17 protein-coding genes are annotated in these 22,328 nt (G+C 72.6%); 4 read left to right on the forward strand and 13 right to left on the reverse strand.

Annotated elements, in window-relative coordinates:
- Nucleotides 1-16: 16 nt before the first annotated feature.
- The 4 genes from P2424_RS28530 to bldG form a co-directional block, all read right to left on the reverse strand.
- Nucleotides 17-589, reverse strand: coding sequence for a small secreted protein (locus tag P2424_RS28530; protein ID WP_276478542.1), 573 nt, complete (start codon nt 587-589; stop codon nt 17-19).
- 509 nt (nt 590-1,098) lie between these two features.
- Nucleotides 1,099-3,534, reverse strand: coding sequence for a sodium-translocating pyrophosphatase (locus P2424_RS28535; RefSeq protein ID WP_276478543.1), 2,436 nt, complete (start codon nt 3,532-3,534; stop codon nt 1,099-1,101).
- 846 nt (nt 3,535-4,380) lie between these two features.
- Entirely contained in the window at nt 4,381-4,956 is a 576-nt protein-coding gene (locus tag P2424_RS28540) for an ATP-binding protein (protein WP_276478544.1), read from the reverse strand.
- 137 nt (nt 4,957-5,093) lie between these two features.
- The gene (bldG, locus tag P2424_RS28545; protein ID WP_016473000.1) at nt 5,094-5,435 is read right to left on the reverse strand and encodes an anti-sigma factor antagonist BldG; all 342 of its coding nucleotides are present in this window, start codon (nt 5,433-5,435) and stop codon (nt 5,094-5,096) included.
- A gap of 189 nt (nt 5,436-5,624) precedes the next feature.
- Between bldG and P2424_RS28550 the strand changes: the two genes are divergently transcribed.
- The gene (locus tag P2424_RS28550; protein ID WP_276478545.1) at nt 5,625-8,141 is read left to right on the forward strand and encodes a DEAD/DEAH box helicase; all 2,517 of its coding nucleotides are present in this window, start codon (nt 5,625-5,627) and stop codon (nt 8,139-8,141) included.
- 243 nt (nt 8,142-8,384) lie between these two features.
- Here P2424_RS28550 and P2424_RS28555 read toward each other — a convergent pair whose 3' ends face one another.
- The 7 genes from P2424_RS28555 to ssd form a co-directional block, all read right to left on the reverse strand.
- On the reverse strand, nt 8,385-8,861 hold the full coding sequence (locus P2424_RS28555) for an Rv3654c family TadE-like protein (RefSeq protein ID WP_276478546.1): 477 nt from the start codon (nt 8,859-8,861) through the stop codon (nt 8,385-8,387).
- Entirely contained in the window at nt 8,842-9,177 is a 336-nt protein-coding gene (locus P2424_RS28560) for a TadE family type IV pilus minor pilin (protein WP_276478547.1), read from the reverse strand. The genes P2424_RS28555 and P2424_RS28560 overlap by 20 nt, the downstream gene beginning before the upstream one ends.
- Nucleotides 9,178-9,298: 121 nt before the next feature.
- Entirely contained in the window at nt 9,299-9,508 is a 210-nt protein-coding gene (locus P2424_RS28565) for a DUF4244 domain-containing protein (RefSeq protein WP_276479164.1), read from the reverse strand.
- An 88-nt stretch (nt 9,509-9,596) separates the two neighbouring features.
- On the reverse strand, nt 9,597-10,157 hold the full coding sequence (locus tag P2424_RS28570; RefSeq protein ID WP_276478548.1) for a type II secretion system F family protein: 561 nt from the start codon (nt 10,155-10,157) through the stop codon (nt 9,597-9,599).
- Between the two features lie 281 nt (nt 10,158-10,438).
- Nucleotides 10,439-11,449: a type II secretion system F family protein gene (locus tag P2424_RS28575; RefSeq protein ID WP_276478549.1), complete on the reverse strand. Its 1,011-nt coding sequence runs from the start codon at nt 11,447-11,449 to the stop codon at nt 10,439-10,441.
- The gene (locus P2424_RS28580; RefSeq protein ID WP_276479165.1) at nt 11,446-12,831 is read right to left on the reverse strand and encodes a TadA family conjugal transfer-associated ATPase; all 1,386 of its coding nucleotides are present in this window, start codon (nt 12,829-12,831) and stop codon (nt 11,446-11,448) included. Before P2424_RS28580 ends, P2424_RS28575 begins: the two co-directional genes overlap by 4 nt.
- A 35-nt stretch (nt 12,832-12,866) precedes the next feature.
- On the reverse strand, nt 12,867-14,021 hold the full coding sequence (gene ssd / locus P2424_RS28585) for a septum site-determining protein Ssd (protein WP_276478550.1): 1,155 nt from the start codon (nt 14,019-14,021) through the stop codon (nt 12,867-12,869).
- A 453-nt stretch (nt 14,022-14,474) separates the two neighbouring features.
- Between ssd and P2424_RS28590 the strand changes: the two genes are divergently transcribed.
- Complete coding sequence (locus P2424_RS28590; RefSeq protein WP_276478551.1) at nt 14,475-15,320, forward strand: HAD family hydrolase; 846 nt, start codon at nt 14,475-14,477, stop codon at nt 15,318-15,320.
- 502 nt (nt 15,321-15,822) lie between these two features.
- Here the strand turns inward: P2424_RS28590 and P2424_RS28595 are convergent.
- A complete protein-coding gene (locus P2424_RS28595) occupies nt 15,823-16,698 on the reverse strand; it encodes an oxidoreductase (protein ID WP_276478552.1) in 876 nt (291 codons plus the stop codon).
- A gap of 106 nt (nt 16,699-16,804) precedes the next feature.
- Here P2424_RS28595 and P2424_RS28600 point away from each other — a divergent pair, with 106 nt between their 5' ends.
- Nucleotides 16,805-17,800, forward strand: coding sequence for an ATP-binding protein (locus P2424_RS28600; RefSeq protein ID WP_276478553.1), 996 nt, complete (start codon nt 16,805-16,807; stop codon nt 17,798-17,800).
- 81 nt (nt 17,801-17,881) lie between these two features.
- Here P2424_RS28600 and P2424_RS28605 read toward each other — a convergent pair whose 3' ends face one another.
- Nucleotides 17,882-19,123, reverse strand: coding sequence for a hypothetical protein (locus P2424_RS28605; protein WP_276478554.1), 1,242 nt, complete (start codon nt 19,121-19,123; stop codon nt 17,882-17,884).
- A 261-nt stretch (nt 19,124-19,384) separates the two neighbouring features.
- Between P2424_RS28605 and P2424_RS28610 the strand changes: the two genes are divergently transcribed.
- Complete coding sequence (locus tag P2424_RS28610; protein ID WP_276478555.1) at nt 19,385-21,940, forward strand: SulP family inorganic anion transporter; 2,556 nt, start codon at nt 19,385-19,387, stop codon at nt 21,938-21,940.
- Nucleotides 21,941-22,328 lie beyond the last annotated feature (388 nt).

Consider the following 22,328-nt stretch of genomic DNA (forward strand, 5'->3'; position numbering starts at 1 on the left):
GCGGGTCGCTGCATCCTCAGGAATTGCCCTTGGTCACACCCGTCTTCTTGCAGCTCTCCTGCTTGCCCATCGCCTTGCCGACCTCGCCCTTCTGCAGCTCCTGGAGGGCCTTGTCGCCGCTCTGGCCCAAGGACTTGAGCTTGGCGGCCACGGAGTCGAGCCCCTCGTCGAACTTGTCGTCGGTGGGGAGCTTGTCGGTGGCGACCTTGAGGTCGTGGTACTGGTCCGCGATGTGGTCCAGTTCCTTGACCGCGTCCTTCTGCAGGGTCTCTCCGTCGTCCACGGGGGGCGCCCCGGCCTTCTTCACCGCCGAGGCCATGGCCTGGTACGCGTCGGAAACCTTCTGGAACCCGGCGGAGTCGGCCTTCTTGACCTCTTCGGGGGACTTGGTCGCCTGAGACGCGTCGGCGATCGAGGCGTTGGCCTGATCGATCTTGTCGAGCTGGGGCTGGAGGTCGTCGCAGACCTGCTTGGCCCAGTCGTCGGTCTTGCCACTGTCGTCACTGCAACCAGTCAGCGCGAGTACGACCGCCGCACCGCCGGACAGCGCCGCCGCGAGCTTCTTGTTCACCGGATCGGTCCCTTCCATGGCTGTTCGGCCCGGAACATACACGCCAGAGCGGGAGTGACGGCGAGCCGGATGAACCTTATGCCTACTATTGCAGCCATTTGCACCAACAGTTCGGCGCGACATCCCACACTCTTCCGCCGCCGGCCCGCCCCGCTCCCGGCAGACGGGACACGGGCGGGCAACGGCTCGGAGGCGCCGGAGGCGGCGGCCGGCAGCGGGGACGGACAGCCGCAGATGCCGCCGCTCCGCAGAGGCCGCGAGGGGCCGCGGAGGCGCCCCGCGGCGTCGGCACGAGAGGACGGCGGAGTCGGAAGCGGCCACGGAAGACACAGCGAGCGGGCGGGACACCAACGCGTCCCGCCCGCTCGCCGGTTACGGCCACCGCACGCGCCGTCCGCGTACGGCCGGGTGGCGCTGCGGCCCTGCGGCCCTGCGGCCCTGCGGCCCTGCGGCAGTATCGCCGCGAACCGCCCTGCCGGCCGTCTGCTCCGGATCGGTTCCGTCCGGCCCGGTCCGGAGCCCAGGGTCTACGAGGCAGCCACCGGGTCCACCGGATCCGCCGGATCGACCGGCGGGTCGGAGGGCTCGGCGCGCCGTTCGGCGGTGTTCTCGTCCGTCACGGCGACGCCGCGGCGCTTGGAGACGTAGACCGCGCCGACGACAACCGCCACGGCGACCAGCGAGACCACCACCCGCACGCCGACACTCTTGTCCTCGCCGTAGCTGAACTGCACCACCGCCGGCGCGATCAGCAGCGCCACCAGGTTCATCACCTTCAGCAGTGGGTTGATCGCCGGGCCCGCGGTGTCCTTGAACGGGTCGCCGACCGTGTCGCCGATGATGGTGGCCTCGTGGGCCTCGCTGCCCTTTCCGCCGTGGTGGCCGTCCTCCACCAGCTTCTTCGCGTTGTCCCAGGCACCGCCCGAGTTGGCGAGGAAGACGGCCATCAGGGTGCCGGCGCCGATCGCCCCGGCGAGGAACGCCGCCAGCGCACCGACCCCGAAGGTGAAGCCGACCAGGATCGGCGCCATCACGGCCAGCAGCCCCGGAGTCGTGAGCTCCCGCAGCGCGTCCTTGGTGCAGATGTCCACCACCCGGCCGTACTCGGGCTGCTCGGTGTGGTCCATGATCCCCGGACGCTCCCGGAACTGCCGCCGCACCTCGAAGACGACCGAACCGGCGGAGCGGGAGACGGCGTTGATGGCGAGCCCCGAGAACAGGAACACCACCGCGGCCCCGAACATCAGCCCGACCAGCGTGCTGGGCTGGGCGATGTCCACGAGTTCCAGCATCTTGCCCGCGCTCTGGTCCGCGTCGGTGAGCGCTTGGGCCAGTTCGGTGCGGTACGAACCGAAGAGCGCGGCGGCGGCGAGCACCGCCGTGGCGATGGCGATGCCCTTGGTGATCGCCTTGGTGGTGTTGCCCACCGCGTCCAGGTCGGTGAGGACCTGGGCGCCCGCGCCCTCGACGTCGCCGGACATCTCCGCAATGCCCTGCGCGTTGTCCGAGACGGGCCCGAAGGTGTCCATGGCGACGATCACGCCGACGGTGGTCAGCAGCCCGGTCCCGGCCAGCGCGACCGCGAACAGCGCCAGCATCACCGTGCCGCCGCCCAGCAGGAACGCGCCGTAGACGCTCAGTCCGATCAGCAGCGCCGTGTAGACGGCCGACTCCAGACCGATGGAGACGCCCGAGAGCACGACCGTCGCCGGCCCCGTGAGGGAGGTCCGGCCGATGTCCCGCACCGGCTTGCGGGTGGTCTCGGTGAAGTAGCCGGTCAGCTGCTGGATGACGGCGGCGAGCACGATGCCGATCGCGACCGCCACGACGGCCAGCACGCGCGGGTCGCCGCTGTGCCCGAGGATCTCCTGCGCGTCGTCTCCCGAGACGCCCTTGAGGTCCGCGTAGCTGGAGGGCAGGTAGGTGAAGGCGGCGATCGCCACCAGCGCGAGCGAGATCACGGCCGAGATGAAGAAGCCCCGGTTGATCGCGGTCATCCCGCTGCGGTCGGCGCGGCGCGGCGCCACGGCGAACACGCCGATCATGGCGGTGATCACCCCGATGGCGGGCACGAGGAGCGGGAAGACCAGCCCGTCGTTGCCGAAGACGGCGGTGCCGAGGATGAGCGCGGCCACCAGCGTCACGGCATACGACTCGAACAGGTCGGCCGCCATACCGGCGCAGTCGCCGACGTTGTCGCCGACGTTGTCCGCGATGGTGGCCGCGTTGCGCGGATCGTCCTCCGGGATGCCCTGCTCGACCTTGCCGACCAGGTCGGCGCCCACGTCGGCGGCCTTGGTGAAGATCCCGCCGCCGACCCGCATGAACATCGCGATCAGCGCGGCGCCGAGGCCGAAGCCCTCCAGCACCTTGGGCGCGTCGGCCGCGTAGACGAGCACCACGCAGGCGGCACCGAAGAGGCCGAGTCCGACAGTGAACATTCCGACGACGCCGCCGGTGCGAAATGCGATCTTCATCGCCCGGTGGGAAACGGCGGTGAGATCGCCGGACGCTTCCTCGGCGCCCGGCGCCGGAGTCGCCTCACGGGCCGCGGCGGCCACGCGCACATTGCTGCGCACCGCGAGCCACATGCCGATATAGCCGGTCGCCGCCGAGAATCCGGCACCGACCAGGAAGAACAACGACCGGCCGATCCGCTGCTGCATATCGTCGGCCGGCAACAACATGAGCAGGAAGAAGACCACCACCGCGAATACCCCGAGGGTGCGCAGCTGCCGAGCCAGGTAGGCGTTCGCGCCTTCCTGCACGGCAGCGGCGATCTTCTTCATGCTGTCGGTGCCCTCGCCCGCCGCGAGCACTTGTCGTACCAGCACCATGGCGACGCCGAGCGCTGCGAGCGCGACAACCGCGATCACGATCGCGAGTCCCCGGTTGCCACTGGTCAGCTCTGCGGCGTCCGCGAGGTACTGGGGTTGGTGGAGTGGGCTGAGATGCCCCGCCATTCGTCCTCCTTGACGTTTGGCACATGGGCGCGCGCAAGCACGCTCAGGCGTCCTGCTGCAAAGATGTGGACGGATTGTAGGGAGTGCCACTAGATCAAAACAGAGCGCAGCAGCGAGAATTCGCCGGGATCGGCGAAGATCAGCCGCACAGGAAGCGGATAATTCGCTCGCACGAGGGAACCCGCAAATTCAACTGACCCCAGGAAAACGATCTATCGGGTGAACGAAGAGGGTCGGTGCAACCGGTTTAATGGCTGGTCAGAAATATCGAACCAGATCTTCGGAAGATCAGAAATGAAGATCACGAAAACCGGCACGGACGAGTGAACCGAAGATCGAAAATCTCCTCGGGATGTGGCGGGCTACGACGGGTGAGGATGTGGAGGTCCGGAAAGTTTTCCGGGGAGGACGAGTCCAGGGAACCGGACAGCTCCGGGGGGCGGACCGCGTGGAACAGCCGCGGGGCGCCGGGAGCGAGGCTCGGCTGCGGGTCGCCTCGCGGGTCGCGGGTACAGACCGTGTCGGGCCAGGCACCGGGCCCGGGGGTCGGCTCCGGGGCGCGAACGTCTGCTGCGGGCCGGAACGCCTGCTGCGGGCCGGGAAGACGCAGGGGAAGGGCACAGGGTCAGGGGCCCCACAGGAAGCAGACTCGGGCCCGGCGGGGGCGAGCGCCGACCTGTAGGAACTCGGCGGGCAGCTCCGGCCGGGGCGGAAAAGGACTCCGGCCCGGGCTCCGGCAGCCCGGTACAGATGTGGGTCGGCTCCACAGGAACAAGCCCGGCTCCCAGGCCGGGACAAGGCGGCCCGGGTAGGAGCAAACCTGCTCCGGGCCAGGAAAGCGCCCGTTCAGGGGAGGACGGGCTCCGTCGTGGGCCAGCTCATACGGATCACGCCGCCGTTCTCGTCGGTCGTCACCTCGACGTCGTCCACCAGCCCGCTGATCACCGCGAGCCCCATTTCTCCGTCGCCCTCGTCCTCCTCGGGGACCGGTTCGGGGATCTCGTCGCGGGCTCCGGGCATCAGCGCCCCCTCGGCCTCCACGAGCCCACCGGCCGCGCCGCCCGGGGGGCCGCTGCCGTTTCCGGCGGCCTTGGCACCGGCCGCGGCACCGTTCTGCGGTGCCGCCGAGGCTCCGGCGCCGAGCGTGCCGCCGGGCAGCGTGAAGCGCCGGTGCGGCGCCTCGTCCCCGACTTCGATCGAGAACTTCTTCTCGTCCTCGATGAGCGACACCCGCACCGGGCTGCTCAGGCCATGACTCATGTGCAGTCCGACGGCGCGGGTGCACGCCTCGCCGACGGCCAGCCGCACCTCGTCGAGCACGGCTTCGTCGACGCCGGCCCGCCGCGCCACGGCCGCAGCCACCAGCCGCGCCGTACGGACGTGCTCCGGCAGTGCGCTGAAGAGCAGCTCAACGGTGGCCATGCCATCCCCCTCGGTCTTCCCTGAAAGTCTGCGATGTCCGTCCGAGGACTCGGAGAGCCGGGCCCCGGCGCCCATGCGCCAGTCAGCCGATGAGCCGCCGGTCCGCCCCACTGGGGACGGACCGGCGGTCCGGCATGTCAGTCAGTGGCCGCTACGGCCTCGTCGACCGAGGAATGGATCGGGAACACCTTCGTCAGACCGGTGATCCGGAAGATCTTGAGAATGCGCTCCTGGTTGCAGACCAGGCGCAGCGAGCCCTCATGGGCACGCACCCGCTTGAGCCCACCCACGAGCACGCCGAGCCCGGTGGAGTCGAGAAAATCGACGCCCTCCATGTCCACGACGAGGTGGTAACTGCCGTCGTTTACGAGCTCGACCAACTGCTCACGCAGCTTGGGCGCGGTGTATACATCAATCTCGCCACCGACCTCGACGATCGTGCGATCGCCTACGGTTCGGGTCGACAGGGACAGGTCCACGGATCCTCCAGCACCTTGCTATCGAGCGGTCAGCCCCCTCGGTTCTCCCTCCCCCTGCCCTGACGGAGGGAGGTACCCCCAAAGGCAGGGGACGGATCGGCAGCCGCAGAGGCATTCAATCACTTACCAGCAGGCGAGGACGACGCCTTGCGGTCATTGTCCGCCTCGCCAGTGACACACTCGGTACCGATGGCCAACGAACAGCACACCCGGTCCGCGAGCGTACGCCCGCGAGTCGAGCCGCACCGCTCGGCCTCCCGCGGCGACCCTCGCGACGTGCTCGCTCGTCTCACCAGGGGGCCGGACCGCGCCGGGCGTGTCACCCATACGGAGCACTTGCCCCCGCGAAACGGTCGCCATGCAGAATGGCCCGACCGGATCCGGCCGGAAGTGATCGATGCCGTGCAGCAGACAGGCATCGACCGCCCCTGGGAGCACCAGGCCCGCGCCGCCGCCCACGCCCTCGACGGCGATTCCGTGATCATCGCCACAGGCACCGCCTCCGGAAAATCCCTCTCCTACCTCGTCCCCGTGCTCAGCACCCTGCTGGACGGTTCCGAGGCCCCGAACGGACGCGGCGCCACCGCGCTGTACCTCTCGCCCACCAAAGCGCTCGCGGCGGACCAGCGGCGCGCCGTCACCGACCTGTCCTCCCCGCTGGGCACCGGAGTGCGGGCGGCCGTCTTCGACGGGGACACTCCGGTGGAAGAGCGCGAATGGGTGCGGCTGTACGCCAATTACGTGCTCACCAACCCGGACATGCTCCACCGCGGCCTGCTGCCCGGCCACAGCCGTTGGTCCTCGTTCCTGCGGGCCCTGCGCTACGTGGTCGTCGACGAGTGCCACACCTACCGCGGCGTCTTCGGCTCCCACGTCGCCCAGGTGCTGCGGCGCCTGCGCCGGGTGTGCGCGCGCTACGGCTCCGAACCGGTGTTCCTGCTGGCCTCCGCCACCGCGGCGGCGCCCGGCGAGGGAGCAACCCGGCTCACCGGTGTGCGCCCGGTCGAGATCACCGAGGACACCTCCCCGCGCGGAGAGACCGTCTTCGCCCTGTGGGAGCCGCCGTTGACCGAACTGGAGGGCGAACGCGGCGCCCCGGTCCGCCGCACCGCCACCGCCGAGGCCGCCGAGCTGCTCACCGAACTGGCCGCCCAGGAGGTACGTACTGTCGCCTTCGTACGCTCCCGCCGCGGCGCCGAGCTGATCTCCCTCATCGCCCAGGACCGCCTCGCCGCCCTCCCCGCACCCCGCCGCCCCGGCCCGGCCGAGAGCCCGCCGCCGGAAGCGGCCCGCGACACCGCCGCGGCGCCCGGCAGCCCCCGGCTCGGAGCACCCCGCGCCGGGGACCGAGGGCCGGTCGCGGAACGGCGCGCCGGGCTGTCCGCGCGGATCGCCGCATACCGGGGCGGCTACCTGCCCGAGGAACGGCGCGCCCTGGAGCGGGCGCTGCACACCGGGGAGCTGCTGGGGCTCGCCGCCACGAACGCGCTGGAACTCGGTATCGACATCTCCGGACTGGACGCCGTCCTCATCACCGGCTATCCCGGCACCCGTGCGTCACTCTGGCAGCAGGCCGGGCGCGCTGGCCGGGCCGGTCAGGGCGCGCTGGCCATCATGATCGCCCGGGACGAGCCGCTGGACACCTATCTCGTCCACCACCCCGAGTCCGTCTTCCACACCCCGGTCGAGTCCACCGTCCTGGACCCGCACAACCCCTATGTCCTGGCGCCCCACCTGTGCGCAGCCGCAGCCGAGCTCCCGCTCACCGAAGCCGACTTCGCCCTCTTCGGCCCGGAGACGCCGGAACTGCTGGGCAAGCTCGAACAGCGCAAGCTGCTCCGGCGCCGCAGCTCCGGCTGGCACTGGACGCGCAAGGAGCGGGCCGCCGACCTGACCGACATCCGCGGCAGCGGCGGGAAGCCGGTGCAGGTGGTGGAGGACGGCACGGGGCGGCTGCTGGGCACCGTCGACGCCGGTGCCGCACACACCACCGTCCACGAGGGCGCGGTCCACCTGCATCAGGGCCGTACCTATGTGGTGCGCCGACTCGACCTGGAGGACTCCGCCGCGCTCGTCGAGGAGGCGTCCCCGCCGTGGACCACGATGGCGCGGGACACCACCTCTCTCGCCGTGCTGAAGACCGAGGCCGAGCATGCCTGGGGTGACGCCCGGCTGTGCTTCGGCTCCGTCGAGGTCACCAACCAGGTCGTCTCCTATCTGCGCCGCCGCCTGCTGACCGGCGAGGTCCTCGGCGAGACCAAGCTCGACCTGCCGCCCCGCACCCTGCGCACCCGCGCGGTGTGGTGGACCGTCACCGAGGACCAGCTCGACGCCGCGCGGATCGACCCGGAGATCCTGGCCGGATCGCTGCACGCCGCCGAGCACGCGGCCATCGGCATGCTGCCGCTGTTCGCCACCTGCGACCGCTGGGACATCGGCGGTGTCTCCATCGCCCTGCACCCGGACACTCTCCTTCCCACCGTTTTCGTCTACGACGGCCAGCCCGGCGGGGCGGGCTTCGCCGAGCGCGCGTTCCACACCGCGCGCGGCTGGCTGACCGCCACCCGCGACGCCATCGCCGCCTGCGAGTGCGAGGCGGGCTGCCCCTCGTGCATCCAGTCGCCCAAATGCGGGAACGCCAACGACCCGCTCCACAAGCGCGGCGCCGTCCGGCTCCTCACCGAACTCCTCCGCTCCGCCGTCTGAACCGCCGTCGGGCCCGCCCCCGAGGTGCCTCCTTCCTCCGGTTCCCCCCGGGCCTATCCCTGCCCCCGTGCGTCCGCCACGCTCTCGTTCCCGGCCCCCGCCCGGGCGACCGCGCGCCCAGCCCCCGGATCTCCTCGGCCGCCCGTCAGCGAGGACCTGCACGGGATCGGGCGCTGCACCCGGCGGCCGGAGCCCCGCCGCGGACGGCGCGGCCCGTGCATGGACGGGGGACGGACGACGGCATCACCGGTGAGCCGACCGACGGCAGGGGCGGGCGGGTAGTCGGCCACCGCCACCAGCCACCGAGCCCGGGGCACCGGCCACCGAGCGGGTGACACCGGCGGCACGCGGCGCGTCGGCGGACAGATCCGCGGTCGGGAGGCCGACCGGACCCGCACGGGCACGCGCACGCGCCGTGTAGGGCCCCCAACGCAGTCGTGTCTCCAGATCCGCGACCTCGCCCCGGACCGTGCAGCGGGCCACCCTCGTGTGCTGCGCCCGGGCCACCCGGCGAGCCGTCGCGCAGGCCCGGGCCGGGCCGTCGAGCGCACGGTCGGCCGCCGCGAGCGCCGCCAGGTCGGCGGCGGCGCCCACCCGGTGGCGTACCCAGACCGCCTGGCCGAAGCCCAGCACGCCGGCGAACACGCCGCACAGCACCACGACGCTCAGTGCCGCCCACACCGAGGCCGATCCCCGGTCCTCACGGAACCCCGCGGCCACCCGCCCTCCTCTCGTCCAGCGCGACCGCCTCCGAGCGCAGCCCCACGGTCAACGGGCCCGGGCCGACCGTTCGCGCCCGCACCGCGACCCGCACCAGTTCGCCCTCTCGTACCGTCTCCACCCGGGCGCCGGGCGGGGCGGCCTCCCGCGCGGCCTGCCGGACGGCGTCCTCGGGTTCGCCGCGGGCAGCCGCCCGTGCTCCGGCGCGCGCGGCGTCCACACACTGGATCCGGGCCACCGCGGCCATCAGCCCCCACAGCAATCCGGCCACCAGGAGCACCAGCGCCGGGATCACCACGGCGGCCTCCGCTGTCACATATCCGGCGCACCGATCGGTCCCCCGCTGCCGCCCTCGACCATCCGCGCCGAGACCTCGGGCCCGCTGTCCACGGCCGGGCTGTCCGCGGCCGAGCCTCCGGCCCCAGCACGGCGCCCGGTCAGAACGGCGCACGGAGCGCCCGTTCGACGAGACCTTGCAACTGGGCACTCACCGCACCACTGGTGACGACCTTGTAGAGCACTGCGGCCAGCGCGACCGCTGCGAGCGTGCCCATGGCGTACTCGGCCGTACTCATCCCCTCGTCCCCGCAGGGGCGCCGGAGCTTCGCGCGCTCCCACAGTCGGCGCAGCCTCGCCACTCCTGTCATCCGCTCGTCCTTCCTCACCCGATCTCCTCTCCAGATGTCCGCACCGAGCGGGCTGCTGGCAGCCCGCGACGGGCCCGTCTGCCGCCGCTCACCACAGCGCCCGGGCGAGCCCCAGCAGCACGGGTACGACTCCGACCACCAGGAACGCGGGCAGAAAGCACAGCCCCAGGGGCCCGGTGACCAGTACCGCCGCCCGTCTCGCCCTGCTGCCCGCGACCCGGGCCCGGCTGTCTCGCAGCTCGACGGCCAGCCGGGCGACGGACTCGACAGCGGGCACTCCGGCCGCCCCGGCACGCTCTATGCACCGGGCGAAATCCACACCCCAGGGCCGCTCGGCGAACCGCCCCCACACCAGTGCGGGTTCGGCACCCAGGCGCAGTTCCACAGCGGCCCGTGCCAGCCGCGTCCCCAACGGGCCGCCGACCGAGCTCCCGACGGCCTCGGCGGCGCGGGCAGGGCCGGCTCCGGCCGCCAGGCAGGCCGCAATCAGCTCGGCGACCAGGGGGAGCTGTTCCTCTTCGGCCCGCTCCGTGCTGTTCCGAGGATCCTGTGCGACGGCCCGCCGCCGCAGCAGGCGCCACGTTCCCCATCCGGCCGCGCCACCCAGCAGCCATCCGGCAGGGCCGCCGACCAGCAGAAGTCCCAGCACACCGGCGCCTGTCGAGGCGGCGCCCTCACGTACCTGCCTGGTACGCAGCCTGTCGGTGAACCGCTTTCCGGTCCCCGTCCGCCGATCCGTCGGCCAGGGACCGGCCCGGCCTGCTCTCCTCTCCACGGGTACTCCGCACAGGAGGTGTGCGCGGCGCCGCACCACGCCTTCCGTCCTGAGCGCCCCCAGCGCTTGCGCCATGCACCACGCTGCCGCCAGCGTCACCGCGGCAGCCGGAGCCCATGTCCACACCCTGGGGACAACGTCGGCCCATCCGGCGTTCACTTCGACCAGCTCCTGCCGGGCTGGGCGTACCGCTCCGCCTCGGGTGCGGGAGCCGGGGCGCCGGCGGGTGGTTCCGCCGCGCCTTCGGCGGCGCGCACGATGCGGGCGACCCACAGCAGTCCGGCCCACTCCAGCAGGGCTCCGACGACGAGGCAGCCGAATCCCGTCGGCGTGTGCAGGAGGATCCAGAGCGGATCGGCGTCCATCGCGGTGCCCAGGGCCAGTCCGAAGACCGGCAGCAGCGCCAGCACCAGGGCGGTGGAGCGGGGCCCGGCCAGCTGTGCCCGCAGTTCCGCACGTTGCTCGCCCTGGGCGCGTACCGCGCCGGCCACCCGTTCCAGCCCCTCGGCCAGCCCTGCTCCGCCTTCGACCGCCACCTGCCAGCAGGCAGCCGCCCCGGCCAGCCCCTCCGCTCCGGGCAGCAGCGCCGCCTCGCGCAGCGCCGCCGGTACGTCGCCACCGAACCGGGCCGCGGCGAGCATTGCCGCTCCCGCGTCACCCAGGCATCGCAGCGCCGCACGGTCGACGGCCAGCAGCGCGCCGTCCGGCTGCCTCCCGGCCCGCAGCTCGCCCGCCACGGCCCCGCACAGGCGGACCACAGCGGTCTCGCGCTCCTGTGCCAGCCGTCCCGCGGCACGCCGCCGCAGCCACCGCCGGACCAGGGGAACGGCGGCGAGCCCGGCCACCGCCGGAACCCAGGACCGGCCCAGCAGCGCTGCCAGCGCTCCTACGAGGAGGCACCACCACTCGTGCCCGGCCCGCACCGCGAAGCGAGCACGGGCCGCGGCGGTGGCTTCCCGCCAGCGGTCCTGCAGGGCGACGGCGGAGCGCCGCGTCGACGCCTTCGCTCCGCCCGCGAGCAGCAGTCTGGCCCGCCGGTTGCCTTCGTGACGCCCGGTCAGCGACCAGGCCGCCGCGCCGGCGCACACCGCTGCGGCGTACGCCGCGTGGGACGCCGCGGGCTCGCTCCCCGCCACCAGGGCCACCAGGGCTGCGGTACCGCTCATCGCGGGCTCCTCTCAGCGGGCCAGGGCCAGGTCGGTGCGGCCGGAACCGCCACGCCACCGGCCGCGGCCGGGTGCGGACCTCGGCCACGGCCTCCTGGGGCAGCGACGCATCCGCGGAGGTCCGCGCTCTCGCCGACCAGGCCCAGGCCGTCGCCGTCCGTTTCGTCGGCGTGCCGCCGCAGGCACAGCTCCTCCAGCCGCGGCCAGCCGCGCGCCCGGACGAACCCGGTTGCGGGACCGCGAGGGCGGCCCGCCCCCGGACCGCTCCACACGGCGGCCGGTACCGTCGCCACCAGACCGGCCGCGTCCCGCTCCAGCACGTGGATCTGCGCGATCCGCCGCCTGCCGTCGCGGCCCCGGACCACATGCACGATCAGATCCAGCGCCGCCGCCAACTGGCTGTGCAGCGCGGCCCTGTCGAGGCCCGCGGTGCCGGCCAGGGCTTCCAGCCGGGCCGGAACGTCCGCGGCGGCGTTGGCGTGCACGGTGCCGCACCCGCCCTCGTGACCGGTGTTCAGGGCGGCCAGCAGGTCGGTGACCTCGGGGCCCCGGACCTCTCCCACGACCAGGCGGTCGGGCCGCATGCGCAGCGCCTGCCGCACCAGATCGCGCAGTTCCACCCGGCCCACGCCTTCCTGGTTGGCCGGGCGTGCCTCCAGTCGCACCACATGGGGGTGGTCGGGGCGCAGTTCGGCCGAGTCCTCGGCGAGGACGATGCGTTCGTCGGGGCCGACCAGCCCCAGCAGTGTGGACAGCAGTGTCGTCTTGCCGCATCCGGTACCGCCGCTGACGACGAAGGAGAGGCGGGCATCCAGTACGGCTCGCAGCAGCCGTTCCCCGCCCGGCGGCACCGTCCCGGCGGTCACCAGCTCCGGCAGGCCGAAGGCGCGGGGGCGCAGCACCCGCAGCGACAGGCAGGTACAGCCCACGGCGACCGGGGGCAGTACCGCATGCAGCCTGGTGCCGTCCGGGAGCCGGGCATCGACCCAGGGCCGGGCGTCGTCGAGCCGACGCCCGGCGGAGGTCGCCAGCCGCTGCGCGAGCCTGCGCACGGCGGCGGCGTCGGGGAAGCGCACCCCGGTCGGCTCCAGACCCCGGCCCCGGTCCACCCACACCTGGTCGGGTGCGGTGACCAGCACGTCGGTGGCCTCGGGGTCGGCCAGCAACGGTTCGAGCGGGCCGACTCCGACGAGTTCGGAGCGGAGGGCCTCCACGACCCCCAGTACCGCGCTGTCGCCCATCAGCCGTCCTTGGGCCCGCAGCGCGGCGGCCACCCCGGCGGGTGTCGGCTCGGCGCCCGCTTCGGCGAGGCTGCGCCGCACCGAGTCCAGCAGCCTGGTGCCTGCGCCGGTCGCGCCTGTGCGGGGCGCGGCGCCCGTCATCGGCGCGGCCTCGCGCGCACCGTTGTCCTGCGAGGTCATGCGGCCGCTCCTGCTCCGCCGAGCGCCTGCTCCCAGAACCGGCCGCAGAAGCGGGCCAGGGCGCCGTCCTTCGCGGTGCCGGGCGGCCTGCCGCGGTCGACGGCCGCGAGCAGTCCGCGCTCCCAGGGGAGCTCACCGGCCAGTGGCAGCCCCAGCAGCCGGGCGACCTCGGTGTCGTTGAGTGCGGCGTCGTGCCGGGTGCGGCGCTGCGGGCCGCCCGGCGGCCGCACCACCGCCCGCAGGTCGCGGACCACCGGTCGGGTACGGGCGGCCACCCGGTGGGCCGCGGCGACGGCGCGCAGTTCCGCGGGGACGACCGCCAGTCCGAGATCGAGCTGCACCAGCGCTTCCGCCACCGTCGCGTCCACCTGCCGGGGGAGGTCGACGACGACCACTCCGCCGCGGCGACGCGCGGCGGAGAGCACCGCCTTCATGGCGTCGGCGGGCACCAGCGCCCGTTCGCCCCGGTCCCAGCTGAGCACGCTCAGGTCGTGCGAGCGGGGCAGGGAGTCGGCGAGGGCGGTGCCGCCGACCCGGCCGCGGGATTCCGCGAAATCGGGCCAGCGCAGCCCTTGGGTCCGTTCCGCGCCGAGCAGGATGTCCAGGCCGCCGCCGAGCGGGTCGGCGTCGACGAGCGTCGTCCGCTCTCCGGCGGCGGCCGCGGTGACCGCCAGGGCGCAGGCCAGCGTGGAGGCCCCGGCTCCGCCCCTGCCGCCGATGACTCCCACGGTCAGCGCCGTACTGCCGACCCCTTCCAGGGCGTCGGCGATGCGGCCGGTCAGCCAGCTCTCCGCGTCGGGCAGCAGGGCCACGCTCTCCGCACCGACGCGTACCCCGCGCTCCCAGACACCCGGGTCGTCCCAGTCCCGCCCGATCAGCAGCACTCCGGGCCGCCGCGGGACCGGTCCGTCCACGCGGGGCGTGCCGTCGTCGGCGGCGCCACCGAAGCCGGAGGCGCCGACGCAGTCGTCGCCGACGAGCACCAGGGGCGCCCGCTCCCAGGAGGCGGCGCCGCTCCAGGAGGCCCACCCCGCGCCGCTCGGCGGGCCGCCGTGAGCGACCTGGGGCTCCGTCCCGGCGGCTGCGCACAGTCGCAGTAGGTCATCGAGGAGTTCCTCATCCTCGGTGACAATCAGAATGTTTTCAGCCACGCTTCGGGCCCTCCCCGTCAGTTGGGCACTCGCGTCCGCAAACGCCTGCGGACACCGACGGGATTCACGGTGCAGCGAACCGGAAAAACTTGTGGATCATGGTCCAAAACTGTGGACAACCCGGAGACTGTGAATAACTCACTCACCCAAACCAGTGACCATCGGAGAGCAGTCTTTCGATTACTCTGTGTCACCGCGAGGAGGAATCAAGGAGTCCGCTCCCGGGAGATCGAAAAGGCCCCGACCACTGCGGGTCGAGGCCGGGAAATGCCCCTGGACATGCGACGACCCCCGCCGGGGGGGAGAGCGGGGGTCGTCCCCACGGCCGACTCGGGGGGGGAGGAGTCGGGCCGGGTTAGCACGGTCGCGAACGATCCGTGACTTCCATGGTGTACCCGAGAGCCTTCTCAGGCAAACCCACGCGCCCCAGCTTACGCCGAATGGTGGGCGCCTATGCTCGGTGCCGTGAAAAATCTCGCGATGCCCCGGACAGCCGCCTTCTTCGATCTGGACAAGACGGTCATTGCGAAGTCGAGCACGCTCACCTTCGGCAAGTCCTTCTACCAGGGTGGCCTGATCAATCGCCGCGCAGTGCTCCGGACTGCTTACGCGCAGTTCGTATATCTCCTCGGAGGCGCCGATCACGACCAGATGGAACGGATGCGCGAGTACCTCTCCGGACTCGCCCGGGGTTGGGACGTCGAGCAGGTCAGAGAGATCGTCGCGGAGACGATTCACGGCCTGATCGACCCGATCATCTATGACGAGGCCGCCTCCCTCATCGAGAAGCACCACCTGACGGGACGCGACGTGGTCATCGTCTCGTCCTCCGGCGCCGAGGTGGTCGAGCCGATCGGGCGGATGATCGGCGCCGACCGGGTGGTCGCCACGCGCATGGTCGTCGAGGAAGGGCGCTTCACCGGAGAGATCGAGTACTACGCCTACGGCCCGACCAAGGCGGAAGCCATCCGGGAACTGGCGGAGTCCGAGGGGTACGACCTGGCGCGGTGCTACGCCTACAGCGACTCGGTCACGGACCTGCCGATGCTGGAGGCGGTCGGCAACCCGCACGCCGTCAATCCGGACCGGGCCCTGCGCAAGGAGGCGCTCGCGCGGGACTGGCCGGTGCTGACGTTCTCCCGGCCCGTACGGCTCAGGCAGCGGATCCCCGCGCTGTCCATGCCTTCGCGGCCCGCGCTGGCGCTGACAGCCGTCGCGGTGGGCGCCGCCGCGGCGACAGCGGGCTTCGTGTGGCTCAACAACCGGAACCGGGCGGCCCCGCTCTTCCGCCGCTCCTGACCCCCGGACCCCGCTGGAGACCCGTCACACCCAGAGCCGCCGGCACCCGTCACCACGCGCGAGTGGACACGTCTTCCCCGTCAGAACGCCACAGAACGGGCAAAGTAAAGATCTGACGGCGGGACTTCCACTCGCCCCCGGCGGGGAGTACAAAGGAATCACGGCCCGCGAGACCGACGGCATCCGAGAGGATCCCGTTTCACGCACATGGCCCCACGGACCGCACGCATGAATACCGGGCACCCACGCGACGCAGAGCCCGCGATCGGGCAGGTCCCCTCAGGGACGGGCAAAGACTCCGCCCTGACGTTCGGACATCATCACGCACGCACTGGTAACCCGGTGGACATGCCAGCGACGGCCCCGTCTTCAAAGGCGGGGCCGCTCGCATTCCCGGCCCGGTCGCCGCGACGTCCCTGCGGCCCCACCCGGCATCCGGCCGGTCCGCCAGGTCACCGAGCACGGCGCCGACCCGAGGGCCGGACCCCTGATCCGCAGTCGCTCAGGCAGCTCCCCGCTGCATCGCCTCGCACACCGCGGTGCTCTCCCGGACGCCGAGTTCGACCGCGCGTCCGCAGTGCGCGATCCACTGGGTCACCCCTTCGGGTGTTCCTGAGGCGTAGCCCCGCAGGGCCGTCAGGTACGCCTCCCCGCCCAGCTCCGCATGGCCCACCTCGGCCGGGCAGACGGCCTTGGGGTCGAGGCCGCTGCCCACCAGTACGACGCGCTCGGCGGCACGTGCGACCTGCCCGTTGTAGGAACCGAACGGGCGCAGCACCTGGAGTTCGCCGTGCACGACAGCGCAGGTGACCAGCGCGGGGGCCGTGGTGCCGCCGGTGATGAGCTGCGCCAGCCCGTCCAGCCGAGCCGCGACCTCGTCGGCGCCGGGCAGCTCCAGGCCGAGCCGGGGGCCGTCGACCGGCTCTCCCGGACGACGCGGCCGGCCCACGGTGCCCTCGGGCGCCACGCCACCGGCGGCGACCAGGTGCAACCGGGCGAGAACACGCAGCGGGGACTGCTGCCAGATGTCGAGCAGCCGGCCGGCCTCGGCCGTCACCCGCAGGCCCGCACCGACCGTGCGGGCGTCGGGTTCCACGCCGAAGTCGCTGCGCCGACGTACCTCTTCGAGGGCCCAGTCGACGCCTTCCGAAGCGGCGGTGGCACGAGCCCCGCGCAGCGCGGCCTCCGCGCTGACCTCGCTGCTGCGGCGGCGCATGACACGGTGCCCGTAGACCCGGTCGACGGAGCCGCGCACGGACTCGACGGCCTCCGGCACACCCGGCAGCGCGGCGAGGGAGGCCAGCGGATCGGCCGCGGCGGGCCCGTGGGCCGAGGAGTTCGACGTGCCGCCGTCGTCGGGGCGAGCGGTGCTACTCATGCGTACGACCCTACGCATCCGGCCGGGCGGCCCAACCCCACGATCGAGTGGTCTTCTTCACTCACATCCGCCGGTGCGGTACCCCCGACCGCTTACGCTGTTGAACATGAAGATCGCTTTCGTAGGCAAGGGTGGCAGCGGGAAGACCACGCTGTCGTCGCTGTTCGTGCGCCATCTCGCCGCCCGGGGCACTCCCGTCGTCGCCGTCGACGCCGACATCAACCAGCATCTGGGCGCCGCACTGGGGCTGGACGACTCCGAGTCCGCGGCGCTGCCCGCGTTGGGGGCCCACCTGCCGCTCCTCAAGGAGTACCTGCGGGGCAGCAACCCGCGGATCGCCTCCGCCGAGAAGATGATCAAGACGACACCGCCCGGCGAGGGCTCCCGGCTGCTCCGGCTGCAGGAGGACAACCCGGTGTACGACGCCTGCGCACGCGCTGTCGCGCTGGACGGCGGGGATGTCCGGCTGCTGGCCACCGGCCCGTTCACCGAGTCCGACCTGGGCGTGGCCTGCTACCACTCCAAGACGGGAGCGGTGGAGCTGCTGCTGAACCATCTCGTCGACGCCCGCGAGGAGTACCTGGTCGTCGACATGACGGCGGGCAGCGACTCCTTCGCCTCCGGCATGTTCACCCGCTTCGACATGACGTTCCTGGTGGCCGAACCCACCCGCAAGGGCGTGTCGGTCTACCGGCAGTACAGGGAGTACGCACGCGACTTCGGGGTCGCCCTGCGCGTGGTGGGCAACAAGGTGCAGAGCGCGGACGACATCGACTTCCTGCACCAGGAGGTGGGCGATGATCTGCTGGTGACCTTCGGCCACTCGGACTGGGTGCGGGCCATGGAGAAGGGCCGCCCGCACCCCTTCGCCGAGCTGGAGGACGACAACGCCCGCTCCCTGGCCGCGCTGTACGAGACCGCCGACGCCACGTACGAACTGCGGGACTGGGGGCGGTACACGCGGCAGATGGTGCACTTCCATCTGCGCAACGCGGAGAGCTGGGGCAACGAGAAGACCGGTGCGGACCTCGCGGCCCAGGTGGACCCGTCGTTCGCACTGGGTGAGGGCCCGCGGAAGGCGGCGACGCCGCAGCCGGCCTGACCGCTTCGAACGCGTCGAGCACACATGGCCCCGCCGTGAGCTCCCGTTCCGGGCGACCGGGGCCCGGAACGGGAGCCGCGCTCAGCTCGCCTCGGCCGCGGTGGTGTCCTCGGCGAGGAACCTGCGCCAGCCGCCTGCGGGCTTCTCGCCGACCTGCAGGGTGCGCAGCTTGGCGAGCATGTCCGGGTCCTGTGCGTCGAGCCAGTCGGCGAGCTGGCGGAACGAGACGCACCGGACGCCGTCCTTGCGGCAGACCGTCTTCATGACGTCCTCGACGGCGTCCATGTAGATGCCGCCGTTCCAGTCCTCGAAATGGTTGCCGATGATCATCGGCGCGCGGTTGCCCGCATAGGCGCGCCGGAATCCCTGCAGCAGGCCGTCGCGCATCTGGCGCTTCCAGTGCGGCCGCTTCTCCACCGCGCCGTCGACGCTGCCGGACTGGTTCGCGAGGAAGTTGTAGTCCATCGAGAGCGTCTCGAACGCCCGACCGGGTACGGGGACCTGTTGCAGGGGCAGGTCCCAGAGCCCGTGCCGTTTGTCCGGCCACACCTGGGTGCCGTTGCCGCTGGAGTCGTAGCGGAAGCCCATCTGCGCGGCTGCCTTCAGCAAGTTGTCCTGCCCCTCGAGGCAGGGCGTGCGCCCTCCGACGAGTTCCCGCTTGTAGTCGAACGGGAGTGCGCGGCCCTTCTTCCACCCGGTGGTCGTCTTCCAGTTCTGGACGAACCAGCGGGCCTGCTCGATCTCGCTCTTCCACTGCTCGACCGACCACGCGCCCACGCCCTGGGGGCCGCAGAAGTGGCCGTTGAAGTGGGTGCCGATCTCGCTGCCGTCCAGCCACGCCTTGCGGACCTGCCGCAGCGTGGCGCGCACGTGCTTGTCGTTGAGATAGCCGATATCGGAGGCGCCCGGCGCGTGACCCGGCGGGGAGTAACGTTTCGCCTCATCTTCCGGCAGCGTGTAGATGCCGCTGAGGAAGTAGGTCTGCGCCGCCCCGTACTTCTTGCCGAGCTTCCGGAAGTGGGAGAAGAGTCCCTTGTCGTCCTCTCCGGCTCCGTCCCAGGAGAAGACGACGAACTGCGGTGGCTTCTTCCCGGGCTTCAGCTTGTGCGGCGTGGGCTGGAACGGCTGGCGGCCCGTCAGCGAGGTCGAACCATCCCCCAGGAGCTGGGGCTTGGCCTGGGGGCGGGCCCCGGGAGCCCCGCCGGGCGACTCCTCGACCCGCTGCGCGCTCCCGCCCCCGGAACAGCCCGCCGCAGCCAGGGACAGTGCCAGCACTGCCGGGACCGCGGTCGTGAGAGCGGGTCTTCTTCGCGTGGCTGCCATCGGCTCACCTCGTCCTGTCGCCTTGTCTCGTCGGTCACCGGGCGGGACCGGCGTTGCCACGCTCATAAAAGTGACATGAGACGTTAATCAGACAAATAGGACAAGCGGCTTTTTCAGCACTGTTCACTCGATGGGTGGAACCCCGGCCACCAGGCCCCACTCCGCACTTCGCCAAGCCTTTACTTGGCATTACTGTTCTTTTACTCCCGACGGGGAGTGACGAGAGCGTCGCGCACAGTGCCGACCTCGGGAGGAGTCGCGATGTCCCACCGCCCCCCGGTGCTCAGCGGTCCCACAGCCGCCCCGGACCCCCCGACCCCGCGTCAGCGCTGGTCGGCCGATCTCTCCGCGTCCGTCACGGTCTTCCTGATCGCGCTTCCGCTCTCCCTCGGCATCGCCCTGGCCGCCGGAGCACCCCTCCAGTCCGGACTGGTGGCCGCGGCGGTGGGCGGAGTGGTCTGCGGACGACTCGGGGGCGCCCCGCTGCAGATCACAGGACCCGCAGCCGGACTGACGGTGATCACCGCGGAGCTGATCCAGCAGTACGGCTGGCAGACCACCTGCGCGATCACCGTGCTGGCGGGAGCCGCCCAGGTCGGCCTCGGGTTCCTGCGCGTGGCCCGCTCCGCGCTGGCGGTGAGCCCCGCGGTCGTGCACGGCATGCTGGCCGGGATCGGGTGCACCATCGCACTGGCCCAGCTCCACGTGATGCTCGGTGGCGACCCCGACAGCTCGCCGCTCACCAACGCGCTGGAACTGCCCGGCCGGATCACCGCGGTGCAGCCCGCCGCGCTCTCCGTCAGCAGCCTGACCGTGGTCGTACTGCTGGCCTGGCCACGGCTGAAGCAGTACGGGGGCGCGTTCGGCGCGGCCGCGGCACGCGTACCCGCCGCGCTGGCCGCGGTCTGTCTGGCCACCCTCGCCGCAGTGCTGGCCGACGCCGGACTCCCCCGCGTCGACCTGCCCTCCTGGCGTTCGCACGCGCTCCCCGGGCTGCCGGAGGGCCCGGTGCTCGGGCTGAGCACAGCGATTCTGACGCTCACTCTGGTGGCCGGCGTGCAGGCGCTGCTGGCGGCGGTCGCGGCCGACAAACTCACGGCCGCCCGCGAGGCCGGGAACCGGGTGCCGCGCAGCGACCTGGACCGGGAGCTGCGTGCGCACGGGGTGGCGAACGCGGTGTCGGGCGCGCTGGGCGGGCTACCGGTCACCGGAGTCGCGGTCCGCAGCACGGCGAACATCGCCGCCGGCGCCGTCAGCCGGAACTCGGCCCTGCTGCAGGGTGTGTGGGTGCTGCTTGCGGCCGGGCTGCTGGTGGGAGTGCTGGAGCTGATCCCGCTGGCGGTGCTGGGGGCGCTGGTGATGGTCGTGGGCCTGCGGATGATCAACCTCGGCCACATCCGAAAGGTGGCACGGCATCGCGAGGCGGTGGTCTTCGGTGCCACCTCGGTCTCGGTGGTGCTGCTGGGCGTGCTGGAGGGGGTCGGTGTGGGCATCGCGGTGGCGGTGGTGCTGGCACTGCACCGGTTGGCCCGGGCCCGGATCGACGTGGCACACGACGCGGCCGGCGGACCCGGGGCCGCGGCGGCACGGTCCCGGGGCGGCTACCGGATCGTGGTGCGGGGGCAGTTGACGTTTCTCGCGGTGCCGCGGCTGAGCCGGGCGCTGGCCCAGGTGCCCGAGGGGGCGAAGGCAGTCGTGGAACTGGAGGGATCGTTCATGGACCATGCGGCGTACGAGGCGCTGGAGGACTGGCGGGCCACACATACCGCCGCAGGAGGCGAGGTCGAGGTCAGCGGGCGCGGCGGGGAGGGCATCGGCGAACCCGCGACCACGCATGTGTGCACGCCGTGGACGCCGTGGCGCAACCACCAGTGCACACGTCCGGCCCCGGTGGGGCCGGCAGACTCCTGCGACGGTCCGGGCCGCGGCGTGCCCCCTCTCGACCCGGCTCCCGGCACCGGCGCGGACTCCGGCGGCGGCACGGCGCGCGACGCGCAGGACGCGCCCCCGGCGGCGGGGGCGGGCGAAGCCGCGGGCTCGTCCGATGCGAGCGGCGCCCGGAGCGCGCCGGGGACGGGCGGCCCCGCTCGGGCGGGGCACCGGGATGACGACGCGCCCCTCTCCCACCGCGGGCAGTTGCTGGGCGGGGTGCGGAACTTCCAGCGCAGCACGGCGCCGCTGGTGCGGGACGAGTTGGCGAGACTGGCGCGCGAGGGGCAGCGGCCCTCGCAGCTCTTCCTCACCTGCGCCGACTCGCGCGTGGTCACCAGCATGATCACCTCGAGCGGTCCGGGAGATCTGTTCACCGTCCGGAATGTGGGGAACCTGGTTCCGCCGCCGGGCGAGGAGCGCGGCGACCAGTCGGTGGCGGCGGCGATCGAGTACGCCGTGGACGTACTGCGGGTCGCCTCGGTGACGGTGTGCGGGCACTCCGGCTGCGGTGCCATGCAGGCGCTGCACACCACCCCGGCAGCCGCCTCGGAGACCGCCGGGACGCCGCTCGGCCGCTGGCTGCAACACGGTCGTCCGTCCCTGGAGCGGTTCCGCACGGCGGCTCGGGTCGCCCCGCGCCTCGCGGACCGGGAGACGGCCGACCCTCTGGAGGCGCTCTGCCTGACGAACGTCGTCCAGCAGTTGGAGCACCTGGCGGCGCACGCGTGCGTGGCCCGGCGGCTCGGCGAGGGCACTCTGGAACTGCACGGCATGTACTTCCACGTCGGCGAAGCACAGGCGTATGTGCTGGACGCGCCGGCCGGGGGCGCCCTCGTGCCCGAGCCGGTGTTCGCCGCCGTCCGGCCCGACCCCGTCGTCCTGTGAGCCCCCGGTGATGTCCGCCGCCGCGACCGGGGCCGCCTGCCGTGCCGCGGGGTTCCGGAGAAGAGGCCGCGGGCTTCCGGCCGGGGGGCCGCGGACTTCCGGCGAGAGGCTGCGGCGTCCGCGTCGGGCTCCCCAGGCCGCCGGAGCCGCCTGAGAACTGCCGGTTCCCTGCCGGTGGGCTGCTGACGGGACAGCGCGCAACAGGGGGCGCCCCCGGGCGATTTCGCCGCGGGAGGCGCCCCGCGGCGTGCGAGAAGGCGGCACACTCCGGTGTGGTGCGGGCCGACACGCAACGACTCCCGGAATGCCGCTGTACCCAGCGGGGTCCGAGGTGCCAGGATCACTCGGGGGTTGACCGGGCTCCCGCGATCACTAAGCATGCCAGTTA

Origin of the sequence: Streptomyces sp. WMMB303 (assembly GCF_029351045.1) — a bacterium.
In the GTDB taxonomy this organism is placed as follows: Bacteria; Actinomycetota; Actinomycetes; order Streptomycetales; family Streptomycetaceae; genus Streptomyces.

Coding starts and splice junctions, on each gene's coding strand:
- P2424_RS28580 (WP_276479165.1), bottom strand. CDS start 12,831: ATGACGGGCGCCGCGCCCCGCACAGGCGCGACCGGCGCAGGCACCAGG.
- P2424_RS28600 (WP_276478553.1), top strand. CDS start 16,805: ATGAAGATCGCTTTCGTAGGCAAGGGTGGCAGCGGGAAGACCACGCTG.
- P2424_RS28605 (WP_276478554.1), bottom strand. CDS start 19,123: ATGGCAGCCACGCGAAGAAGACCCGCTCTCACGACCGCGGTCCCGGCA.
- P2424_RS28535 (WP_276478543.1), bottom strand. CDS start 3,534: ATGGCGGGGCATCTCAGCCCACTCCACCAACCCCAGTACCTCGCGGAC.
- P2424_RS28540 (WP_276478544.1), bottom strand. CDS start 4,956: ATGGCCACCGTTGAGCTGCTCTTCAGCGCACTGCCGGAGCACGTCCGT.
- P2424_RS28595 (WP_276478552.1), bottom strand. CDS start 16,698: ATGAGTAGCACCGCTCGCCCCGACGACGGCGGCACGTCGAACTCCTCG.
- P2424_RS28575 (WP_276478549.1), bottom strand. CDS start 11,449: ATGAGCGGTACCGCAGCCCTGGTGGCCCTGGTGGCGGGGAGCGAGCCC.
- P2424_RS28565 (WP_276479164.1), bottom strand. CDS start 9,508: ATGACAGGAGTGGCGAGGCTGCGCCGACTGTGGGAGCGCGCGAAGCTC.
- P2424_RS28530 (WP_276478542.1), bottom strand. CDS start 589: ATGGAAGGGACCGATCCGGTGAACAAGAAGCTCGCGGCGGCGCTGTCC.
- P2424_RS28610 (WP_276478555.1), top strand. CDS start 19,385: ATGTCCCACCGCCCCCCGGTGCTCAGCGGTCCCACAGCCGCCCCGGAC.
- P2424_RS28550 (WP_276478545.1), top strand. CDS start 5,625: ATGGCCAACGAACAGCACACCCGGTCCGCGAGCGTACGCCCGCGAGTC.
- P2424_RS28590 (WP_276478551.1), top strand. CDS start 14,475: ATGCTCGGTGCCGTGAAAAATCTCGCGATGCCCCGGACAGCCGCCTTC.